At 60.0% G+C, this 19490-nt stretch carries 20 protein-coding genes; 3 read left to right on the top strand and 17 right to left on the bottom strand.

Going from position 1 to position 19490, the window contains the following annotated elements; all coding sequences use genetic code 11:
- The first annotated feature begins 171 nt into the window (after positions 1-171).
- The 3 genes from RUM8411_RS12815 to RUM8411_RS12805 all read left to right on the top strand — a co-directional run bounded on the left by RUM8411_RS12815 (position 172) and on the right by RUM8411_RS12805 (position 2933).
- A complete protein-coding gene (locus RUM8411_RS12815; RefSeq protein WP_085823116.1) occupies positions 172-1662 on the top strand; it encodes a cytochrome-c peroxidase in 1491 nt (496 codons plus the stop codon).
- Between the two features lie 87 nt (positions 1663-1749).
- Positions 1750-2472: a hypothetical protein gene (locus tag RUM8411_RS12810; RefSeq protein ID WP_085823115.1), complete on the top strand. Its 723-nt coding sequence runs from the start codon at positions 1750-1752 to the stop codon at positions 2470-2472.
- Between the two features lie 62 nt (positions 2473-2534).
- Positions 2535-2933: a cupin domain-containing protein gene (locus RUM8411_RS12805; protein WP_085823114.1), complete on the top strand. Its 399-nt coding sequence runs from the start codon at positions 2535-2537 to the stop codon at positions 2931-2933.
- 174 nt (positions 2934-3107) lie between these two features.
- Here the strand turns inward: RUM8411_RS12805 and RUM8411_RS12800 are convergent, their stop codons facing one another.
- The 17 genes from RUM8411_RS12800 to cobA all read right to left on the bottom strand — a co-directional run bounded on the left by RUM8411_RS12800 (position 3108) and on the right by cobA (position 19293).
- Positions 3108-4010, bottom strand: a complete 903-nt coding sequence (locus tag RUM8411_RS12800; RefSeq protein WP_085823113.1) for an FAD:protein FMN transferase — start codon at positions 4008-4010, stop codon at positions 3108-3110.
- On the bottom strand, positions 4007-4522 hold the full coding sequence (locus tag RUM8411_RS12795) for a nitrous oxide reductase accessory protein NosL (RefSeq protein WP_085823112.1): 516 nt from the start codon (positions 4520-4522) through the stop codon (positions 4007-4009). Before RUM8411_RS12795 ends, RUM8411_RS12800 begins: the two co-directional genes overlap by 4 nt.
- A complete protein-coding gene (locus RUM8411_RS12790; protein WP_085823111.1) occupies positions 4519-5340 on the bottom strand; it encodes an ABC transporter permease in 822 nt (273 codons plus the stop codon). Before RUM8411_RS12790 ends, RUM8411_RS12795 begins: the two co-directional genes overlap by 4 nt.
- A complete protein-coding gene (locus tag RUM8411_RS12785; protein ID WP_085823110.1) occupies positions 5337-6230 on the bottom strand; it encodes an ABC transporter ATP-binding protein in 894 nt (297 codons plus the stop codon). The genes RUM8411_RS12790 and RUM8411_RS12785 overlap by 4 nt, the downstream gene beginning before the upstream one ends.
- On the bottom strand, positions 6220-7476 hold the full coding sequence (locus RUM8411_RS12780; protein ID WP_085823109.1) for a nitrous oxide reductase family maturation protein NosD: 1257 nt from the start codon (positions 7474-7476) through the stop codon (positions 6220-6222). The genes RUM8411_RS12785 and RUM8411_RS12780 overlap by 11 nt, the downstream gene beginning before the upstream one ends.
- 3 nt (positions 7477-7479) lie before the next feature.
- A complete protein-coding gene (gene nosZ / locus RUM8411_RS12775) occupies positions 7480-9387 on the bottom strand; it encodes a TAT-dependent nitrous-oxide reductase (RefSeq protein ID WP_085823108.1) in 1908 nt (635 codons plus the stop codon).
- A 15-nt stretch (positions 9388-9402) separates the two neighbouring features.
- Complete coding sequence (locus tag RUM8411_RS12770; protein WP_234995233.1) at positions 9403-11526, bottom strand: NosR/NirI family protein; 2124 nt, start codon at positions 11524-11526, stop codon at positions 9403-9405.
- A gap of 44 nt (positions 11527-11570) precedes the next feature.
- On the bottom strand, positions 11571-12035 hold the full coding sequence (locus tag RUM8411_RS12765; RefSeq protein WP_234995218.1) for a DUF2946 family protein: 465 nt from the start codon (positions 12033-12035) through the stop codon (positions 11571-11573).
- A gap of 89 nt (positions 12036-12124) precedes the next feature.
- A complete protein-coding gene (locus RUM8411_RS12760; protein ID WP_306372847.1) occupies positions 12125-12331 on the bottom strand; it encodes a hypothetical protein in 207 nt (68 codons plus the stop codon).
- Positions 12332-12344: 13 nt separating this feature from the next.
- Positions 12345-13898, bottom strand: coding sequence for a nitrite reductase (locus tag RUM8411_RS12755; RefSeq protein ID WP_085823105.1), 1554 nt, complete (start codon positions 13896-13898; stop codon positions 12345-12347).
- Positions 13873-15087 (bottom strand): heme d1 biosynthesis radical SAM protein NirJ, encoded by a 1215-nt coding sequence (nirJ, locus tag RUM8411_RS12750; protein WP_085823104.1) that lies wholly within the window; start codon positions 15085-15087, stop codon positions 13873-13875. Before nirJ ends, RUM8411_RS12755 begins: the two co-directional genes overlap by 26 nt.
- A 4-nt stretch (positions 15088-15091) precedes the next feature.
- On the bottom strand, positions 15092-15574 hold the full coding sequence (gene ahbB, locus RUM8411_RS12745; RefSeq protein WP_085823103.1) for a siroheme decarboxylase subunit beta: 483 nt from the start codon (positions 15572-15574) through the stop codon (positions 15092-15094).
- A complete protein-coding gene (locus tag RUM8411_RS12740; protein ID WP_085823102.1) occupies positions 15571-16020 on the bottom strand; it encodes an Lrp/AsnC family transcriptional regulator in 450 nt (149 codons plus the stop codon). The genes ahbB (RUM8411_RS12745) and RUM8411_RS12740 overlap by 4 nt, the downstream gene beginning before the upstream one ends.
- Positions 16017-17006 carry a siroheme decarboxylase subunit beta gene (gene ahbB / locus RUM8411_RS12735; RefSeq protein ID WP_085823101.1) on the bottom strand — a complete coding sequence of 330 codons (990 nt, stop codon included), beginning with the start codon at positions 17004-17006 and terminating at the stop codon, positions 16017-16019. Before ahbB (RUM8411_RS12735) ends, RUM8411_RS12740 begins: the two co-directional genes overlap by 4 nt.
- Positions 17007-17010: 4 nt before the next feature.
- Positions 17011-18168, bottom strand: coding sequence for a cytochrome D1 domain-containing protein (locus tag RUM8411_RS12730; RefSeq protein WP_085823100.1), 1158 nt, complete (start codon positions 18166-18168; stop codon positions 17011-17013).
- A complete protein-coding gene (locus tag RUM8411_RS12725) occupies positions 18165-18539 on the bottom strand; it encodes a c-type cytochrome (RefSeq protein ID WP_085823099.1) in 375 nt (124 codons plus the stop codon). The genes RUM8411_RS12730 and RUM8411_RS12725 overlap by 4 nt, the downstream gene beginning before the upstream one ends.
- A complete protein-coding gene (gene cobA, locus RUM8411_RS12720) occupies positions 18532-19293 on the bottom strand; it encodes a uroporphyrinogen-III C-methyltransferase (RefSeq protein WP_085823098.1) in 762 nt (253 codons plus the stop codon). The genes RUM8411_RS12725 and cobA overlap by 8 nt, the downstream gene beginning before the upstream one ends.
- Positions 19294-19490: the final 197 nt, after the last annotated feature.

The raw sequence follows: 19490 nt of genomic DNA, 5'->3' as shown, positions 1-19490 counted from the left end.
TTACACCTGCGTCTGAAACGACGAAGCCGTGGTTTTGACGAACTGCCCGACCGCCTGTTGCGGGACGTGGGTCTGGAACACCTCATCGACCACAAGCGCGAAGCCTGCCTCCGTCACCGACTGCTTTAAGCGCGGAGACTTTCGACCACGCTACGACCGAAGGATTGCAAAATGTCTATTTTCAAGAGCTATAAGCCGTCTATCTGCGCTGGAACCGCACTTTCATTGACCCTTCTATCCGTTGCAGCACAAGTGCGCGCAGACAGCTCTGCCTCTCTTTCTGTGCCCGAAGGTCTGCATGACAGTGACTATTTGTATGACGGCAAGCCACCACAGGCGCTTTTTGAACTTGGTAGAAATCTGTTCTTCGACCCGATCCTGTCAGGCAACCGCAACATTTCCTGCGGCACTTGCCATGATCCCGCGCGTGGCACCAGTGACGGCGTCGCCCTGTCGATCGGCGAAGGGGGCATCGGGTTCGGCCCGTCTCGTCGCACAGCCGATGGTGTGATCGACCGCATTCCGCGCAATGCGCAGGCCTTGTGGAACATCGGCGCGCGTGAATACCGCTCGATGTTTCATGACGGACGGGTTGAGGCTGATCCACTGTCAACCTTTCAAAGCGGCTACTGGACCCCAGCGCGCGAGCATCTGCCCCCCGGGCTGGATACCATTCTGGCCGCACAAGCGATGTTTCCGGTGTTGTCGGACTTGGAAATGGCTGGACAAAAGGGAGAAAACCCGGTCGCGACGGCAGTGACCGAAGATCGAGTGTCGGACGCCTGGGATCATTTGGCCAAGCGTTTGGGGGAAACTCCAGGCTACCAGGAAATGTTCGCCGCAGCATTCCCCGATACAGATGGGATCACCCTGGTACAGGCCGCAAACGCATTGGCCGCGTTCCAATCTCAGGCGTTTCGGTCCGATGATAGCCCTTTCGATGGATTTCTATCGGGTGAACCGATGGCCCTGTCCGACGCCGCCCGCGCAGGGGCATATCTGTTCTATGGCAAGGCAGGCTGTGTCACTTGCCACTCTGGCGCGCTGCAAACGGATCACGAATTCCACGCCATTGCAGTGCCTCAGATCGGGCCGGGCAAAGGGCATGGCAGCGACACCAGCTACTGGCGGGCGTCAGGTTTCGGCCGCCATACTGAAGATGAGGGGCGATATCGCGTAACGTTTGAGGCCGACGACCTCTTTGCGTTTCGCACGCCCAGCCTGCGCAATGTCACGCTGACTGGCCCTTGGGGGCATGACGGAGCGTTCGACGATCTGGAGGCGATGGTGCGCCATCATCTGGACAGCGTTGCATCGCTTGAAGCTTTCGATGCCAGCGCGGTGCCTCTGCCGCCCTTGGGCAGTATCATCGAGCAGACGGCAGAGAACTCGGAACTGATCTTCCGCCCTCTCAACGGCGAACGTCGGGCGGCTTTTGATCTGCGTGATCGTTGGGTTCAGAGCGCGACAGCTCTGCGAAGCAGGATCGCACTGGCTAACTCGTTAGCCCCTGTTGCGCTTGAGGATGATGAAATTGCCGAGTTGATGGCATTTCTGGACGCGCTGACTGATCCATCCGCCAGGGATCGGTCCGATCTGGTTCCGCAGCATGTACCCTCGGGTCTTGCACCGCAACCGGACCCCCGAAGGCCACGAAAGTAACCTGCCACGTTCATCACAGCTTCCGGTTCCTCATCCGGGCCGGTTCCCCGGGCAATTACGCCCAAAATCAACCAAAGGACCAATGATATGAAACCTTGTTTTCTTGCCAGTGCAGCTGTGCTGGCCCTTTCAATGGCAACAGAAGTAGGCGCAGATGACAGTACCAAAGTCAGCTACGATGCCGCCGAGCGTATGGAACTCACGTTCATCTTCCACATCGATGACGGCATGGCCGAACAGGATGTGTTTTATGAAAAAGAACCCGGATCAGGTGAGGTCTTTCGCCCGACCGCCGCAACCCGCGATATGGACGCGCCGCTTTACGCCCCGGCCTTGGAAGTTAAGCATAACTTTCTTGATACGACTGACACCGGACCGTATCCCAAGGGCCGTCCGCTGGGTTTGACATTGGGAGAGTGGTTTGCGGCAAAGGGGGGTGGTTCTTACAGCTGCGAAAACGGTGTCGGCATCGTTGACCTGACCTTTGAGAACCTGGTGCCGAACGGGGTGTACACGATCTGGCATGACTTCATGGTCTGGCCGCCAACCAAACCGTTCATTGGCACTTATGACCTGCCATTTGGGGCGCGCGACGGGTCGGAAAACATCATTGTCGCCAATGACGATGGTCGCGCCGATTTTGAGCGTACGATCTCGCCCTGTCTGCAACTCAGCGGAGAACATCTTGCCGCCGATCTGGGTCTGGCGTGGCATTCGGATGGTAAGACCTACGGGCCGCTGCCGGGTGAGTTCTCGACCGTCACGCATGTCCAGATGTATGTGGCTCTGCCCGCACGCACAGGTCTCTGAGGCTGAAACCGCAGGGCAGGTCCAAAGCTTGCCCTGCCATTGCTGCATAGAAAGGGCACATTGTGAAAATCACAATCATAGATCAGGACGATAATGGTGGGTCTCGGTTTGCAGATCGTGTCTGGACGTTGCAGGACGGCAGCTTTACCCCACCTTCCCCTACCGGATACCTAACGACACCGCAGATAGATGCCAGCGGCATACTGATGATGCATCACCCACCCGGTTACATAGATGATTGGCACACCGCGCCAGCGGTCGTTCTTGGGACGATCTTGCGCGGAGAGGTGCGCATCCAGACAAGTGATATGGATACGCGGGTGCTGCATGTCGGAGACCAGTTTTTGGCCTGTGACCTTGAGGGGAAAGGGCACCGCATGTCAGAGATTAGCGGCGGACACTACGATCTGGCGCTTGTGATCCTTTATTCAGCGCCCTCTGCGAGTGCATTTTCAAAATGAAGCTGCACGGTTCTGAAGGTGTGGACACCCGAACACGTTCTCGGCTTAGTAGACATCGTGTCGACCCGGCTCTGAGTTCGCGTTTTCTGAAAGTCTTGGCCACACCGCTGACCCGGTCATCCTTTCACGCGTGTAACCATTTTGACCGGCGGCGCGCGGCGCAACACCAAGTTGTCAGAGGCACATTTCAATCGCTGCACCGGGGAACGCGTTGATCAGCGCTTGCGTTTGCGGCTCGGGCAGGGCGCATAAGGTTGTGGACAGGCCGTCCGCTATGGCGGCACTGGGCGCTGATACCGAAACGATGTGGTCCGGCCGCCTGTCCCTTTTGGGGTTTAGAATGTGACCCTGCGCGCTTGTCAGCATGACACTGTTGGCATCCGAGGTTGCAACGGCGCGGTCCCGAAGCGTGATGGATTTCTGAACTGTTCCTGCATTCCCGGCCAGGCCGACACGCCAGCTTTGGCCGTCGCTGCGCTGCCCTCGGGCGGCAATTTCTCCCATATCCACCAGCACGTCGCGCAACCCGTGCGCGGCCAGCAGGGCTGCAATGCGGTCGGTAATGGCACCCTGAGCGATGCCATTTAGTGTCAGCGCCGATTGTCCCGGATCGGGAAGGTTGATTGCATCAGCATCCACAGTGACCCGGCTCCATCCAACGCTGTTCCACGCTGCGCGCAGGCTGGTTTGATCAGCACCTTGAGCCATAGCAACCCAGACCGGTTGAATGGTCGGGTCGAATACCCCGTCCGAGGCCTCAAACAGTGCGGAGCATATTGAGAGGACGTTCAAAAGCTCCGGTGCAGGGGCTGTCAGACGACCCGCGCGGTTCAACTGGCTCAACTGCGATTCCGGGCGGTAGAGGCTAAAGATGTTCTCAAGTCGGTTCAGCTCGGCCTCGACCGCGGTAAAGACCGGTGCGGCCTGAGCCTCCGTCAGGCCTTCTAGCCGCAAGCTGGCCGGGGCACCCAATGCCACCCCGCGCCAGTTGGCCGCTTGCGTCGGCGTTGCTGCAGCCGGTGCTGCGGCGCAGGCAGCAGACATGATCAGGAAACGGCGACGGGACAGGGTGGTCATGACGGGGTCTCCAGTTTCAGGTCCAGATCGACGGGCCCCAGTACTTCGGTGTCGGGTATGTCGGACAGGGGCAGGCCTGTGCCGCCATATTGGGCAATGAACGCCATGGCATCGGTGCGGCCTGCGAAAGGCACCACTTCGCGTGCACCCATGCCGCCGGCGACATTAGCCCCGACTACGAAAGTTGCACCATCGGCCGCGATCCAGTTGGACACACCCGGCTGCCGCCAGTTAGGGGCGGCACCCATATCGCTGACATAGACGGCGGTGATTTGGGCGTCCCGTTCGGGGCTTTTGAGATAGGCGATCATGTCGCGCACCTGCGCGAAGAACAGGGGCATAGGATAGCCTTCCAGATGAATCTGACCCTTGGGTCCGCCATGTTCGGCAATGTTCATCTGGCAGAAATAACTCAGCGCGTCGGGGGTCAGATCAACCGCGTCAGGAACGGCGATCTGTTCTTCTTTGCAGGCCACCAGCGCGACCAGCGCGATCAAGACAAGATGTTTCATGGCTCGACCCTCCGGAATGCGGCGCGGGCCATGGCGAAACCCAGCACTGGCCAGATCAACAGGGATGCGGGGGCGGCCCAAGCGGGTAGGGCCTGCGCGGCCCCTGTCATGCCGGATGCCATCGCAACTCCTTCGGTGGCAGAGATGTTCCACAGGCGGAATGCGTCGGCCGGGTTGGCCACCATCACCCACGGAAAGACGGATTGGGTGAAGGTGCCGCCCTGATCCATGACGACGGCTCCCAACAAGCCCAGATCATAGAGGACGACAAAGACCAGCCAGAGCCCGGCCGACAGTCCCGCCGCCGCCGTGGCGCCCCTCGCCAATGCAGACAGCAGGTATCCCAGCGCCAGGAACACGGCGCCCAGAAGGGTGGAAGTAAGGATCAAGCGCAGCAACGCCATCAGGCTCTCGGGGCCTGCGCCGCCAAACCATGCGGCGACGGCACCGGCGGTGCCAAAACCGACAGCCATAGCAAAAGTCAGTGCTGCGAGATGCGCGGTAAACTTGCCCAACAGGATTTCTCCGCGCCCAGCGGGGTAGGACAGCAGCAGCGACAGGCTCCCCCGGTCCACGTCTCCGGCGATGGCGTCAAAGGCAATCATCAGCGCCAGCAGGGGCGCAAGGTAGACCGACAGCGTGGTCATCGACGCGACCGAGACGGTCAGCATATCGACCCCCAGCGTTCCGGTTGGCGCGCTGCCCGCAAAGGTCAACGCCAGTGCAAACAGCACCATGATCAGCGTGGCGACCAGCAGCCAGCGGTTGCGGCGCAGGATCAGCATTTCAGTGCGGGTGATGGCGAGGAAGCGGGTCATTGCAGATCCTCCTGTGCATAATGGCGATAGAGGTCTTCCAATTTGGGAGGCGTCATTTCCAGATCTGCCACGGCCTCACCCATGCCGGCGATGCGTCGCAGGGCCTCCATCTTGTCATCCGGCGAGCAAAGCAGTTCGACCGACGCACCGTTGATGCGGTTGCCGCCCAGTTCCGCGGCCAGCGCATCCGGGTTGGTGCTGGCGCGCACCCGCAGGCGGATCGGCAGACCGGCCAGCGCCGACAGGTTGTTCAGCGTGTCATCGGCGACCATCCGGCCTTTGCGCATGATGGCTATGCGGTCGGTGCGGGCCTCGACCTCGGTCAGGGCATGGGAGGCGATCAGCACGGCTGTGCCTTGGGCTGCAAGTTCATCAATGATGGCATAGAGGTCTTGGCGCGAAATCGGGTCCAGGCCGCTGGTTGGTTCATCCAGCAGTGCTACTTTCGGTTGGCCCAGCAGCACCTGCGCCAGACCCAATCGCTGCCGCATCCCTTTGGAGTAGGCACCGATCCGGCGATCCAGCGCATCGCTTAGGCCAACACGGTCCAGTAGTCCGGGCACATCGGCTTTGGACCCGGACAGTTTTGCGAACAGGGTCAGTTGCTCCCGCCCGGTAAGGGCGGGGTGGAAGGACACCGCCTCTGGCAGATAGGCCGTGTCCCGCCGCGCTTGCGCGCTGCCGGGGGTGGCGGTGCCGATCTGAATGGCGCCGCCCTCAATCGGGATCAGCCCGAGGATGGATTTGATCAGCGTTGACTTGCCCGCGCCGTTATGGCCCAGCAGCGCCACGCGCTGACCGGGGGCAAGGGAAAGGGTAATCCCGTTAAGTACACGGGTCTTGCCACGGTCCTTGCAGACCTGGGTTATCGTCAGGGCCTTATCCGTCATGAGGCACCTTTTTCATAGCTGGGGGTTCAGGGGCTTGCATCAATGGGTTGCTGTCGATCACGCCGCCCGGCAGCAGGGCCGGGAAGGCGGATTGCGACCAGCGCACCAGCTGCACGGCAGGCGAGCCGAGCAGTAATTTGGCTGAGGGTTGGGTCCACAGCACATGGTCCATCGAGTCATTGGGGCGATAGGGGGCATCGGCGATGCCGTTGCCATCCACATCATAGGCGGCAAAATCGGACCAGTGATTGCCGCGCCCGTCTTCTGACCACTCGACCCACTTGGTCGAGACGTATTTCACCTGTGTCCGGTTGCCGATGAACGCGTTGCCAACAATGCGATTGCGTTCGCTTCCAGCGGTGAAATGGATGCCGATGCCGCATCCCTGGAACCAGTTGTCGGTGAATTCATTCTTGTTGGAATTATAAAGGAAGGTGCATTTTTCCTTCGCCCCGATCACGACATTGCCGGTGATTTGACTCTTGTTGGCATAGTTCAGCATCACGCCATGTTCGCGGTCACCCATCGAGACGTTGTTGGCCACCTTCACATTGGTCGTGAACATCACCGCATAGCCCAGATCATTGCCGATCGAGACATTGTCGCTGACGACTGAATCGTCAGCGTACATGTAATGCACCGCAAAACGCAGGTCGCGGAACAGGTTGCCGGTGAAGAAATTCTTCTTCGAAGAGTTTACGAAAATCCCATCACGGCCGAACTGAATGTCATTATCGGCGACAACGGCACCTGGCGCGTTCCAGACATAGACGCCATTGCCACGGTCATTCATCCGCTGGTCCAAACGTCCTTCGATCCGGTTGCCGCGGACGATGCTGTCCTTGGCACCGTGGATATCGACGCCATAGAGATTGCCCAGCAACACATTATCCTCGACCACTGGGGCGGTGGCCGTTTTGGTCAGCTGGATGCCGCTGTCGATCCCGTCATGGCTGGAGCCTGAGCCGACTACCGTCAGGCCGCGTAACGTGACGCTGGGCCCGGTCACAGTGATGACACTGCCCGCCCCTTGTCCGTCGATGGTGGCCTGTCCCAGCCCGTCGATGGTGACGGGCCGGTCCAGAACCAGCGTTTCGGCGTAATTGCCGGGACTCAGGCGGAGGGTGTCTCCATCCGCCGCCTGCGCCAGTATCTCGTTGATGGCCCCCGCCCGGTTGGGCACATCCCAGTCTGCCGCCCAAAGGGGCGAGCCGAGCATGAGTGATATAAGCAGGGACCAACGCATGGCTTACGCTCCCTGCGGCTCGACCAGCATCCGGCCGCGCATTTCCATGTGCAGCGCGTGGCAGAACCACTGGCAATAGAACCAGTGCACGCCCGGACGGTCGGCGGTGAAAGTGACCGAGGCGGTCGCCATCGGGGCCACTTCCATCGCGATGCCGTAGTTGCCCAGGCAGAAGCCGTGGGTCACGTCGTCCACGTCATCCAGGTTTGTAATGTAAACCGTCACCTCGTCACCCTGTTTGACGGTGAACTTCTCAAGGCTGAAAGTCGGGGCCTGCGAGGTCATATAGACCCGCACCTTATTGCCGTCCCGGATGGGTTCCTCGGCACCGTCTTCCAGATCGATGCCATCAGCCTCGGCCTGTTTGCGGGCGTCTTCCCAGGTAACATCGTTGCGATCCCAGACGTTGACAGGATTGACGATGTCGCTGCGCACCATGATCGAGTCATGCGGCTCGGCAAAGGTCGGGCCGTCGTGGACCACCTTCATCTCGTTGGACGAGATGTCGATCAGCTGTTCGTTTTCCGGTTTCAGTGGGCCCGTATTTAGGAACCGGTCTTTCGAGAACTTGTTCATCGAAATCAGCCACTTGCCGTCGGCCTCTTTGGTTTCACCCATAGTGGTCGAATTGTGACCCGGCTGGTAGTGCACATCGACCTTCGAGATGATCGGGTCCACATCGGCACCGCCGTAAGCCTCAATCGCCTTGTCGATGTTCCACTTCACGATCTGGCTGTCCAGGAACAGCGTGGTGAACGCGTTGCCCTGACCGTCATAAGCGGTGTGAAGCGGGCCAAGACCCAGCTGCGGCTCACCCACGATGCAGGATCGCGGATCAGCGTCGCCGTCGAACAGCGCGTCCAGCTTGGTGACGTCCATGATCGACACGGTCGGCGACAGCTTGCCGTTGATACAGACATGCTTGCCGTCAGGCGCGGTGTTGATGCCGTGCGGAGAATTCGGGATCGGGATATAGCGGGTGTACTTCTTGTTCTGCCCTTTGCGTCCGTCGAGAACCTTGACGCCTTTCAGCTCTTGGTAATCACCGGCTTCGATACCTGCTTCGATTTCTGCGAGGTTGAAGACAACGACATGGTCCAGCTCGTTCTCGGTCATCTCGGCCAGGTTCATACCCATTTCCGAGTTGTACGAGGTCGAATAGGCATATTTGCCTTGATAGTCGCAGTCGGTGTTGTCGAGGTTGCCCGACACGATCACCTGCCATGCGACCTCCATGGTGTCGCCGTCCAGCGCGGTGAAGATGTTCACGTATTGCGACGGATCGTCCAGCACGGTGCCATCATTGACCAGCGGAGTTTCATCCTCGCCATTCGCAAAGACATAGCCGGTGCGCGGGAATTTCTGCGGGCGCAGGCCGTGGATCGCCTTGGCGTTGGGGATCTCGGTGATCTTGTCGCATTTCATCACATCGCAGCGCACGCGGGCGACGCGGGTGTTGGCCTTGTCGTTCATGAACAAGTAACGCCCATCATAAGTGCCGTCGGTGAACGACATGTGCGGGTGGTGCAGATCGCCGTTGTCATAGGTTTTCATGCCACGCTTGGCAAGAAACTCTTTGGTTTCCGGCAGCAGGCCGTCGGTCATGATTTTCAGCGATTCATTGGTCTGGCCCCAGCCGGTGGCTGAGCAGCGGTTGAACACCGGCACCCGCATCAGTTCGCGCATGGACGGAAAGCCGAGAATGCGCAATTCGCCGGTCTGGCCCGAGGACCAGAAGCCGTAGTATTCGTCCAGCTCACCGGGTTCCAGATTGGCATTGGCCGCAGCGCTGGCCTGTTTCGCGGTCATCAGGGTTGACCCCAGACCGGTTCCGGCCAGCACGGCACCGGTGGCGGTCGCCCCCAGCATCCCGCGGCGGGTGATGTTCAGTTTGTTGTCATGTTCCGACATGATCGTTCCTCCTTTTTAGGAAACGGATTGCGGTTTGGCGTTTGGATGGTTCGCCGGTGGTTGTCCGAGTGGGGTCTTGAGGTCGACCGACCCTGTCTTGGCCCGCCGTTTCAACTGGCGGATAACGACGGGACATTTGTCCTCGGACTGGTAGAGCACCTGACAATGCAGGCAGGTGACGCACTCATTCGGGTTGATCTCACCGGTGGGGTGGATCGCCTGAACGGGGCATTCATTGGCGCAGGTCTGGCAAGGCGTGCCGCAATCCTTGTAGCGGCGCAGCCAGTCGAACATTCGGACGCGGGCAGGGATCGCCAATGCGCCGCCCAGCGGACAGAGATAGCGGCAATAGAACCGCTCGACAAACAGCCCGATCCCCAGCAGGGTCAGCGCAAAGACCACAAAGGGCCAGTCGCGCATGAATTTCAGGATAATCGCGGTCTTGAACGGCTCGATCTCGGCGTATTTTTCAGCCAGTGGGATCGACACAAAGCTGAGACCGAAGAGGCCCAGAAAGATCATGTACTTCGCGGGCCAGAGACGTTCGTTCAGCCCCCAGGGCAGGGTCCATTGCGGCACTTTGAATGCGCGTGCAATTTTGTTGGTCAGCTCTTGCAAGGCCCCAAACGGGCACAGCCAGCCGCAATAGGCCCCACGTCCCCAGAACAGCAGCGCGGCGGCGACAGCGAACCATTGGATAAAGACTAGCGGATCTAGCAGGAAGGCATCCCAAGAGAACCCGCTGCGCAGACTGCCCGCCAGCGCCATCAGGTTCACCACGCTCAGCTGCGCATTGGCGTACCAGCCGATGAAGAACAGCGTCATGGTCAGGTATCCGATGCGGAACCAATAGAAGACCCGCGCGTTCATCGTGGCGTGGAACTGAAAGAAGAACGTCGCGGTCAGCACCAGCAGCATGATGCCAAGGACGCCAATTTCGACGGTGCGATCCTTCCAGATACGTTGCCACAGGGCGGCTTTGGCCGCAGCCTCGCTGGTGGCATCATCGACGATGGCAGGGGCCGCGACTGGCAGCAAGTAGCGTTCGGGCAGTTTGTAGCCCAGATCGAAGGTCAAAAAAGTTTTCTCAACCGCGCCGACGGCGCGCTGCACCAGCAGTTGCAGGCGGAACGGTTCGGCGGGATCGAACTCAGCCTCGGCGGGGATTTTGAAGATATCCAGCTCGGTGAAACTGGGCGCGTCGGCGGCTGCAACCCTGCCCAGGCGTTCTTGCTGCTTGTCGAAGAAGCGCACTGAATTGTCGCCCTGGATCAGCTGAATGCGGTCGAAAATTCCACCACGCACATAGCCCGAGCCCTTAAAGCTGTAAGCCCCGCGACCCAGCACCAGAATGGCTTGTTCACCGTCGTCCAGCCATTCGGTCAGGTTTTGGTATTCGGCCTCTCCCAGCAGGGATTTCCCGATCGACGGGACCGAGACCAACGCCAGATGCATGTCGATGAACGTGTCGTCAGGCGCGCCGGGTTCGGGGCGTTTGATGGCGCGCTGGTCGCCGGTGGCCGCAAAAGCTGTATTAACCTGTCCGACATCCAGTGTCAGACGCCGGATCGACCCGTCCCCGGACAGGGTAGTCCAGTCATAGGTTGCATCCTGCGCCATATCGATTTCGCGTTTGGGCCCGTCGGCCTGCAACGGCGACAGGCCCCCCAGACCCAGCGCGCGGGCCACTTTTATGCCGCCGCGCACAAGGCTGTCGTCAATCACCATGATGGTCACCGTCGCGCCGGAAATGATGTCGAGGTCATGCCCCTCACCCCCGGTTTCGGCTTCGAGCTTCAGGTCCAGTCCGGCATAGCCTTCGGTCAGCTCAACCATGCGCGAATTGGGGATGCCGATCAGAACGATGGGTTCCGAATGTTTGACCAGTTGTACCCCGGTCAGCACCGCATCGCTGTCGATGGCTGCAACCACATGGATGGGCTTGCCGGAATAGCCGGTGGTGCCCACAAAGTCAGAGGTCAGAAAGGCCCAGGCCACCGTCTCGCCGCCTTTCAGAACTGGGGCAACGCGCACGTCCTCACGCACAGGGCCAAAAGCATCAGCACCGGGGGCCAGGTCAGTGGGTTCGATCTCGGGCAGGAAGCTGGCGAGGCTGTCGGCATGGGCGCTAATCGCCATCAGGCAGGACAGAACAAAGGCCAGCAGGAAATGGGTTGCGCGACTTACGACCACGACACACCTCCGGGTATTTGGGTGGGTGCCATGGACGCGTGCAGGGCGCGTTCGGTTTTTTCGTGGGCCGCGAACGGGGGGCCACGTGTTTCGGGCCATAACCGTTCGGACCTGTATGATGTGACCCGCTCACAAATCCGGCTTTGCAGGAACTCGGCAAAACCTGTCTGTGTCAAAACGGGCTGGTCGGGCAAGGACGCGGTGGCTGTGATAGCACACAGCGCACAGTCGGCACATTTCGGACAGGGCGCGGTCGGATCGTCGGTTGGCTCTTCCAAGTCGACCTCAACCCAAACCGCCCCTGCCTCCGAGCAGATCTCAATCCACATGCTTTGCCCGGGACTCGCCAGCGCCGGGCCAAGCAGTTGCAAAAGCAACAGGAAAATGCCCGCACAAGCACACACAGCGCGCATGGCGCAGACAGGGACGGTGTGCAGAGGGTTAGCGGCAGGCATGGAGAATCCAACTCGGCAAGCTTTCCTGAGTCCTATGGGATTCGCCGGTTTCGATACTTGACTTAGGTCAGGTACGCCGAAAAAGGGTGTCAGCTGTCGGCCTCATCCATCAATCCGCGCACCCAACGCGCCACCGGCCATACGGCAGGAATGCCCAGAGGAACTGACCACAGGATTGCGGTGACGGGCGCGATCACCGCAAACCCCAAGCCATGTGCAAGCAGACCCACCAGAAACAGGTTGATCGCAACCGCCAGCATTGTGGCGGGATACAAAAGAATGGCTAGTTTCCACACCGGCCATTTGTCCTCAGTGGCTGGTGCCTTCTGAGAAGGTGATCTTGTTCCAGACATTGTATTTTCCAGACGGTTTGCGCATTGGCAGGCGGCGGACCTCTTCCAGCGTTTGCGCGTCATAAACAATCACCGCACCGTCATCTTCCCAGATCGAAACCAGTGCGTGGCGACCGTCTTTGGTGAATTCCACATGGGCCACGGTTTTGCCCGGTGCAGGGCGCAGCGTTTTGACGATCTCAAGGCTTTGCTTGTCGATCACGTGCATCGCGTCCTTGTTGGGCCCAAAGAACACATCGGCCCAGACATAGGGCGAGTTTTCATGGCTGCGCATAAAGAAACCGGGTCCTTCGGTCTTGATCCGTTTCACGGTTTCCCAAGTTGCCATGTCGATTACCGATACAGTGCCATCGGTCAGATGCGGCGTGGCCATGACGGTGGTATCCCCATGCCGCCATGTGATGCCCGATCCCAGATGCGGCATGCCCGGCAAGTCCAGATCAGCCACTTTCTGACCGATCACCAAATCGATCACCTGACCGCCATTTCCGTCTCGGGACGCGCCCATCACATATTCATAACTCTGGTCGAAAAAGAAATCGTCCAGATAGTCGGGCGTGGTGATCTTGCGCACCGGAAAGGGATCAGGGTTCTTGAACTGCCCTTCGATGCGGAAATCATGCCCCAACCCGGATTGAGGTGGGTTGTCGCCGTAAAAGACCTCCCAAATCTCGGGGACGTCTTTCAGGGCCAACACAAAACTTTCGCGCGGCGGGGCCTGGTAGACGGCTGAAACACGGCTGGGGTTGCCCTTTTTGCCTTTGACATCAATGACCTTGGCCACCGATAGATCACCTGTCGACAGCAGGGTCAGACTGTTAGGCAGGTAGTTCGCCACGGCCACCCATTTTCCGTCGCCCGACATGGCGATGTTGCGGCTGTTAACGCCTGCGCGGATGCGGCCGACCTGTTGCAGCGCCCAGATGTCATATTTCTGCACCCAGCCATCGCGCGACATGATGAATACAAAGCGTCCGTCCGGGCTGAACTTTGGCCCGCCATGAACGGCAAAAGGTGTCTCGAACCGGTCCAGAACCTCGAATGTGTTGCCATCTAGAACGCTGACATGGTGATCCCCGGTTTCAACGACCAGTGTGATGTTCATCGGATCGCTGCCCCAAACGGGCGCGTCGACCGGGTTGTAATCCTCATCCAGAGTGCGACTGGCCATGATCTCGGTCTCACCCCATTCGGGGTTTGTTTCGAGCGGCGATTTCAGCCAGCCCGCCAGTTCCTCGATCTGCAACGCGTCGAGCTCGTGCGAGAAGGCGGGCATCTGCGTGGCCGTGCGCCCTTCGGCAATTACCAACGCCACGCGGGGGCCGCGCATGCGTTTCAACGTTTCGGGGATCAGCGCTGGGCCAACGCCGCCCAGACGGGTCTCGCCATGGCACGAGGCGCAGTGATTTGCATAGTCCGATGGGGCATCCGCCCATGCGGTTCCGGTCAGCAACAGAGAGCAAAGCGCGCCGATTTTCAGAGTGTTATAAGAACTGATGTGCCGGATCATGACGTTTCCCCCGGAACGGTGTGACCTGCAGGCGCTCGCCTGCGCCATTCACGCCGATTTCTTGATTGGTTAGATAGCAGGCCGGATCTTCGGCCCAAGGATCCCCGGTTACCTGCAGCGCCCGAATCCGGGTATTGCCGCCGCACACGTCCTTCAGCTGACAGGCCCCGCAACGCCCTTTCAACGGGCGAGGACGGGTGCGCAGCATCGCCAGCATCGGGTCATCACCGGTCCAAAGCTCGGAGAACGGTTTGGTCTTCACATTCCCGACCGTGTAGTCGGACCAGTAGGTGTCCGGATGCACCCGGCCCAGATTGTCTATATTGGCCACGCCCAGCCCGCTGGAATTGCCGCCCCACCTGGCAAGATGTTGGCGCACATGGGCGGCTTTTTCCGCGCCAAAATTCGCATACACCCAGTTCAGGAAATACCCGGCATCGGCGTCGTTGTTGCCGGTGACGATATCCAGCGGACGCCCGCCCGAGGCGGCCTCCCACGCGCGCTCCAGTAGCAGGTCCAGCCCGTTGCGGGTACGCAGATGTTCAGCATCCTCGCCCCGGTTCTTGTCACCGCGCCCGGCATAGACCAGATGCGACAGGTAGAATTTGTCGACACCTTCGTCATCACACAGTTGCAACAGGTCGGGCAGGTGGTGCTGGGTGCCTTCGGTCAGGCAAAAGCGCAGGCCAACTTTGATGCCGCGCTTCTTGCATTCGCGCACACCGCGCAGAGCGTCGGCAAAGGCGCCTTCGACTCCGCGGAACCAGTCGTTTGTCGCGCCGATCCCGTCCAGCGAGATGCCCACGTAGTTAAACCCAACATCTGCGATCATGTCAGCGGTTTCGTCATAAATCCGCGTGCCATTGGTCGACAGGGCCAGCATCGGCACCAGATCGCGCGCACGTTTGGCGATGTCGAGGAAATCGAACCGATCCAGCGGCTCCCCACCCGAGAGGATCAGGGCCGGGACGCGAAACTGGCCCAGATTCTCAAGGGTTACCATGGCTTGCTCGTGACTGAGCTCACCCGGGAAGGCCACATCCGCCGAGACGGTGTAGCAATGGCGGCACTTCAGGTTGCATCGCCGCGTCAGGTTCCAGATCACTACCGGTTTCACAGGTCCTGGGCGGCGTTTGCGCACCGGGGTCGGAGTGACCAGCTGATGCATGTATTCGGTCAGGCGGAACATGGTCTCAGCCCTTTGCTTTCAGGCGCAGTCCGGTCTTTTTCAGGATGCGGGTTGAGTACAGGATGTCTTTGGCCCGGCTGGCCTCGCCCAGAATGGCACTGATCTCGGCGCGTTTTTCTTCGACCTCGGCGCGGTCAGAACCGTGGACCATAGCAAACAGGTTAAAAGGCCAGTCGGGCAGGGCGCGGGGGCGTTCATAACAATGGGTGACAAAGGGCAATGCGCCGATCTGCGCGCCCAGTTCTGCGACTTGGTCGTCATCCACATCCCAAACGGTCATCCCGTTCGAAGTCATGCCCAATTTGTAGTGGTTGGGTGCAGCGGCGATGCGGCGGATCACACCGCGCGATTTCATCTTGGCCAGGCGGACCAAAAGGGCATCTTCATTCATACCCAACGTCTCGGCCACCTGCGCGTAAGGGGCTGGTACAAGAGGCAACCCGCCTTGCAGAACCTCGATGATCTGTCTGTCTTGCGCGTCGATCATGCCGCCACCCGGAAGCCAATGAAAAATTCCTGAAGTTTGGGAAACTGCAGGACCTCGATCCCGGTTTCCCGCTCGATTGCATCAGCGGTGATTGCGATCCCCTGAGGCGTTTCTGTCGCCATTACGAACCACATGTTCAGCCGGTGCGTGCGTTCATAATTATGCGCCACCTCCGGGTGTGCATTGACTTTGGTCAGGACGGTTTCGAATTTATCTGCAGGTACAGCCATTGCACACAGGCAGAACGCACCGCCCATGGCCGCTGCGTCGAAAAATGGGCCGAACCGAGTGATCACGCGATCGTTTTTCAGACGCGCGAGACGGCTGAGCAATTCGGCTTCGGGAATGCCAAGATCATCGGCGATGTCGGCAAAGGGATGAGTGGTCAGGGGCAGGTCGTCCTGCATCCTGTTCAGGATTGCGCGGTCAGTTGTATCCAGCATCATGCGGCGGCCTCTTTGGGTTGGATCAGCGCGCCCGTCTGTTTGAAACAGCGGGTCGAGAACAGAACTTTGTGCTGTGCGCCACGCAGTTCCGGCAGAGCGACCGCGCCTGACAGAACCTCTAGGGCTTCGCCGCGCGATCGGGCGTGGATCATGGAGTACAGACGGTAGGGCCAGACGCTTTCGACCGGGTTCCGCTCGTAACACAGCGTCACGCCGGGAAGGGCCGCAAGGGCGGGCCCGGCGGTGTCGACCTGCGCGGCGGGCATATCCCAGACAACCATCGCATTGGCAGACCAGCCAAGCGCCCTATGGCGCACGATGACGCCAAGACGCGAGATGATACCTGCGGCGTGCAGCGCTTCAATCCGCACCATGACCTGATCTTCGTCGCGGTCCAGCGTTCGGGCCAGTGCGGCATAAGGATCAGCGACCAGAGGCAGGCCAGTGCTGAGCGCCTGCAACAAAACGCGGTCGCCTGGTTGCATGGCGGTGCAATCCACCTTGCGCGGGCCTGGAACATGGCGCGCCGCACCCGACATCCGGAAACCCAGGTCAACATTGAAGGGTCGCACCAAACGCAAATCCAGAACTTGCAGCCCGGTGCGATGCGCAATGCGAGCCAATGTGTCGTTTACATGCGCGCGGTCGGGGCCGGTGGCCACGAACCAGAGGTTCCAGGAGTCCTCGCGTTGATAGTTGTGGTTCACACCCGGTTCTGCATCGATCAGCGCGGCGATCTCCTCCAGCCGCTCATCCGGTGCGGCAACTGCGGCCAAGGTACTGGCGGATACCGCGCCGGGCGCAATGGTTGCCCCGACCCGCGTGATCCGCCCGGTCTTGCGCATCCGGGCAAGCCGACCCAGCACCCCGGCCTCGTCCAGCCCAAGCGCATCGGCCAACACTTGAAAAGGGCGCCGCGTTATGGGGAAGTCACGCTGAAACTCATCCAGCAGGCGGCGGTCGGTTGGGTCGGTGATATGGTCCATCGCCTTACAGCCCCGTTCTGTGCGCGCGGGCGGTAAAGAATATGCCCGAGGGGCTGTCTGCCTCGATCTCGCGCAGTTTTTCGAAGGTCTGCGTGTCGTAGATCATGACCTTGCCCGCATCGCGCACGCTGATCCAAACCTCATGCCCGCGCGGCGTAAATTCCATATGCAGCACGGCGGGGCCGGGTTTGAACTCGTGGATGATCTCTTTGCTGACACTGTCGATGACCTGGATCGTGTCGTTCAGGGGGTGGGCGAAGTTCACCCAGACCTGCCGACCGTCCGGGCGAGCCATCGCAAAGACCGGCTGGCCATGGGTCTGTGTGCGCCCGGTCTCAGACAAGGTATCCGCGTCGATCCAAAGAACCTGGGGGTGACCGACGGCGGGCAAGACAAACTCGCGCCCGGTCAGCGCCCAGCCTTCCAGATGGGGCATCTTGTAGACCGGCATCTCCTGCTGGCCCCGGCCATAGTCGGGCAACACGCGGATAGGTTCGGGCGTATGGGACCACAGATCCAGCGCGGTCAGTCCGTCCTCGCCGAACAGGCCGGTGATATAGGTGCGGCCATTGGCCGTGATCAGCGCGTCATAAGGGTTTTTGCCCATGTCGCGGATCTTGGTGATCTGCGGCGTGTTATCGGTGAAATCAGCAATCCAGGTCTCACCCGTGTCCCACATGGTGAACACGAACCGGCGACCCGGCGCATCGACCAGACCGATGGTCTTGCTGCCGGTAGGGATGTCCGCGACCATCTCCAGCGTGTCGGCGTCAAAGACGCGGACGCCGCCCGGCTCATAGTTTGATACGGCCACCAGTTGACCATCATCCGAGATCGCGCCGCCGATAGCGTTGCCCGCCTGCACAACGCGGTTCACGATCTGGCGGGTGACGATATCAACCTTGGTCAGACCGCCATCGCGACCGAACACATAGGCAAAACGCTGATCGGGCGAGTAAACCAGCGAGGCGTGGGACAGATCGCCCAACCCCTCGATCCGTGCCAGCGCGGCACGCTCTGATTGGTCAACCAGCAGGACCGAGCCACTGGCGCGTTCAATCACAAGCCCCAGATCTCCGGTCGCGGTTGGTTCGGCCTTTGATTCAATGGGGGCCATTGTCATCATGAGGGTGGCTGCAAGGCCAAGGATAAGCTGTTTCATTGTGCCTCCGGTTGCAGAAGGTAGCGGGCGATCCATTCAGCCTCTTCTTCGCTGATCAGCGGGCGCCAGGGAGGCATCGCCGTATCGGGGATGCCGTCGAGAATGACACCTGTCAGGATCTCAGGATTGTAATGTTGCAATGTGTCGGATCGCAGATCCGGGCCAAGACCGCCTTTCAGGGATAGTCCGTGGCACGATCCACAGTCCTGATGCACAAGCCGCTTGAGGGCATTGGGGTCGATAACATCGGCAGCCAGGGCCGAGGTGGCGACCAGTACAGTTGTGGTCAGAACAGCACGCGCCGCCCAACCCGAACCCTCTGTCGTCCGGACAGACAGCGGCGTGCGTTCTTGTTGAGCAAGCCTAGCCATGTGCCTGTTCCAGCAACTCGGCCACGGGCTTTTCGGCATACAAGGAAACAACTTCGCCAATGATAAACAGCGTCGGCGCTTGCAGTTTGGCTGCACGCACATCAGTCGCCAGCCGATCCAGCCGCGAAACAAGGCGGCGTTCATTCGGAGTTGTGGCTTTGCCTACCGCCAGAACAGGGGTTGATCCGGGCAGGTTTTCGGTCATCAGACCCATGGCGATCTGGCCGATATTGGCAACGCCCATATAGACCACCAGAGTCGAATCCGGATCCGCCAGACGTTTCCAATCTAGATCCAGAACCTTGTCCGCCTGCCGGTGCCCGGTGACATATTGAACCGAAGTCGCCAGTCCGCGATGGGTTAGAGGCACACCGGTGGAACATGACGCACCTTGTGCAGCGGTGATGCCCGGCGCGTATTCTACCGTGACACCACGGGCCATCAGATAGGCGGCCTCTTCCGAGCCGCGGCCAAAGATCATCGGGTCGCCACCTTTAAGACGGGCCACGATGTGTCCGGCGCGGGCTTCTTCCAGCAGAATGTCGTTGATACGATCCTGTGGAACGGTGTGACATTTAGGGGCTTTGCCCACGGCGATCAGCCGTGCATTTTCGGCATGCATGGCCAGGATCTCGTCCGATACCAGACGGTCATAGACCACGACATCCGCCTCTTGCAGCATGCGCAGGGCGCGCAGGGTCATCAATTCGGGATCGCCCGGGCCAGCGCCAATCAGAAAAACCTTACCGCTCATGTGCAAACTCGCTTGTTCTGAATGTCTTCGGAACCCGGGTTTCCTGTGCGAAACCGGCGCAGTGGCGGGACGTTGCTGGGGAAGCCGGGCGTGTCATGGGGGCAGGTTGACGGAATATCCGTGCTGCTTCCTTGACTAAAGTTAAGGAGCGCGGGTTTAGCGCCTGCGCTCCTCAGCCTTGCCTGTCTTTCTGCCTC

Source organism: Ruegeria meonggei (assembly GCF_900172215.1).
Taxonomy (GTDB): Bacteria; Pseudomonadota; Alphaproteobacteria; order Rhodobacterales; family Rhodobacteraceae; genus Ruegeria; species Ruegeria meonggei.
This window is presented reverse-complemented; position numbering and strand designations above follow the sequence as displayed.

What these genes read in the sequence shown, in the direction of transcription:
- RUM8411_RS12780 (WP_085823109.1), bottom strand. Translation starts at nt 7,476, where the DNA reads ATGCGTTGGTCCCTGCTTATATCACTCATGCTCGGCTCGCCCCTTTGG.
- RUM8411_RS12755 (WP_085823105.1), bottom strand. Translation starts at nt 13,898, where the DNA reads ATGATCCGGCACATCAGTTCTTATAACACTCTGAAAATCGGCGCGCTT.
- nosZ (WP_085823108.1), bottom strand. Translation starts at nt 9,387, where the DNA reads ATGTCGGAACATGACAACAAACTGAACATCACCCGCCGCGGGATGCTG.
- RUM8411_RS12725 (WP_085823099.1), bottom strand. Translation starts at nt 18,539, where the DNA reads ATGGCTAGGCTTGCTCAACAAGAACGCACGCCGCTGTCTGTCCGGACG.
- RUM8411_RS12810 (WP_085823115.1), top strand. Translation starts at nt 1,750, where the DNA reads ATGAAACCTTGTTTTCTTGCCAGTGCAGCTGTGCTGGCCCTTTCAATG.
- cobA (WP_085823098.1), bottom strand. Translation starts at nt 19,293, where the DNA reads ATGAGCGGTAAGGTTTTTCTGATTGGCGCTGGCCCGGGCGATCCCGAA.
- RUM8411_RS12800 (WP_085823113.1), bottom strand. Translation starts at nt 4,010, where the DNA reads ATGACCACCCTGTCCCGTCGCCGTTTCCTGATCATGTCTGCTGCCTGC.
- RUM8411_RS12740 (WP_085823102.1), bottom strand. Translation starts at nt 16,020, where the DNA reads ATGATGCTGGATACAACTGACCGCGCAATCCTGAACAGGATGCAGGAC.
- ahbB (WP_085823103.1), bottom strand. Translation starts at nt 15,574, where the DNA reads ATGATCGACGCGCAAGACAGACAGATCATCGAGGTTCTGCAAGGCGGG.
- ahbB (WP_085823101.1), bottom strand. Translation starts at nt 17,006, where the DNA reads ATGGACCATATCACCGACCCAACCGACCGCCGCCTGCTGGATGAGTTT.
- RUM8411_RS12790 (WP_085823111.1), bottom strand. Translation starts at nt 5,340, where the DNA reads ATGACCCGCTTCCTCGCCATCACCCGCACTGAAATGCTGATCCTGCGC.
- RUM8411_RS12785 (WP_085823110.1), bottom strand. Translation starts at nt 6,230, where the DNA reads ATGACGGATAAGGCCCTGACGATAACCCAGGTCTGCAAGGACCGTGGC.
- RUM8411_RS12765 (WP_234995218.1), bottom strand. Translation starts at nt 12,035, where the DNA reads ATGCCTGCCGCTAACCCTCTGCACACCGTCCCTGTCTGCGCCATGCGC.
- RUM8411_RS12815 (WP_085823116.1), top strand. Translation starts at nt 172, where the DNA reads ATGTCTATTTTCAAGAGCTATAAGCCGTCTATCTGCGCTGGAACCGCA.
- RUM8411_RS12795 (WP_085823112.1), bottom strand. Translation starts at nt 4,522, where the DNA reads ATGAAACATCTTGTCTTGATCGCGCTGGTCGCGCTGGTGGCCTGCAAA.
- RUM8411_RS12730 (WP_085823100.1), bottom strand. Translation starts at nt 18,168, where the DNA reads ATGAAACAGCTTATCCTTGGCCTTGCAGCCACCCTCATGATGACAATG.
- RUM8411_RS12770 (WP_234995233.1), bottom strand. Translation starts at nt 11,526, where the DNA reads ATGGCGATTAGCGCCCATGCCGACAGCCTCGCCAGCTTCCTGCCCGAG.
- nirJ (WP_085823104.1), bottom strand. Translation starts at nt 15,087, where the DNA reads ATGTTCCGCCTGACCGAATACATGCATCAGCTGGTCACTCCGACCCCG.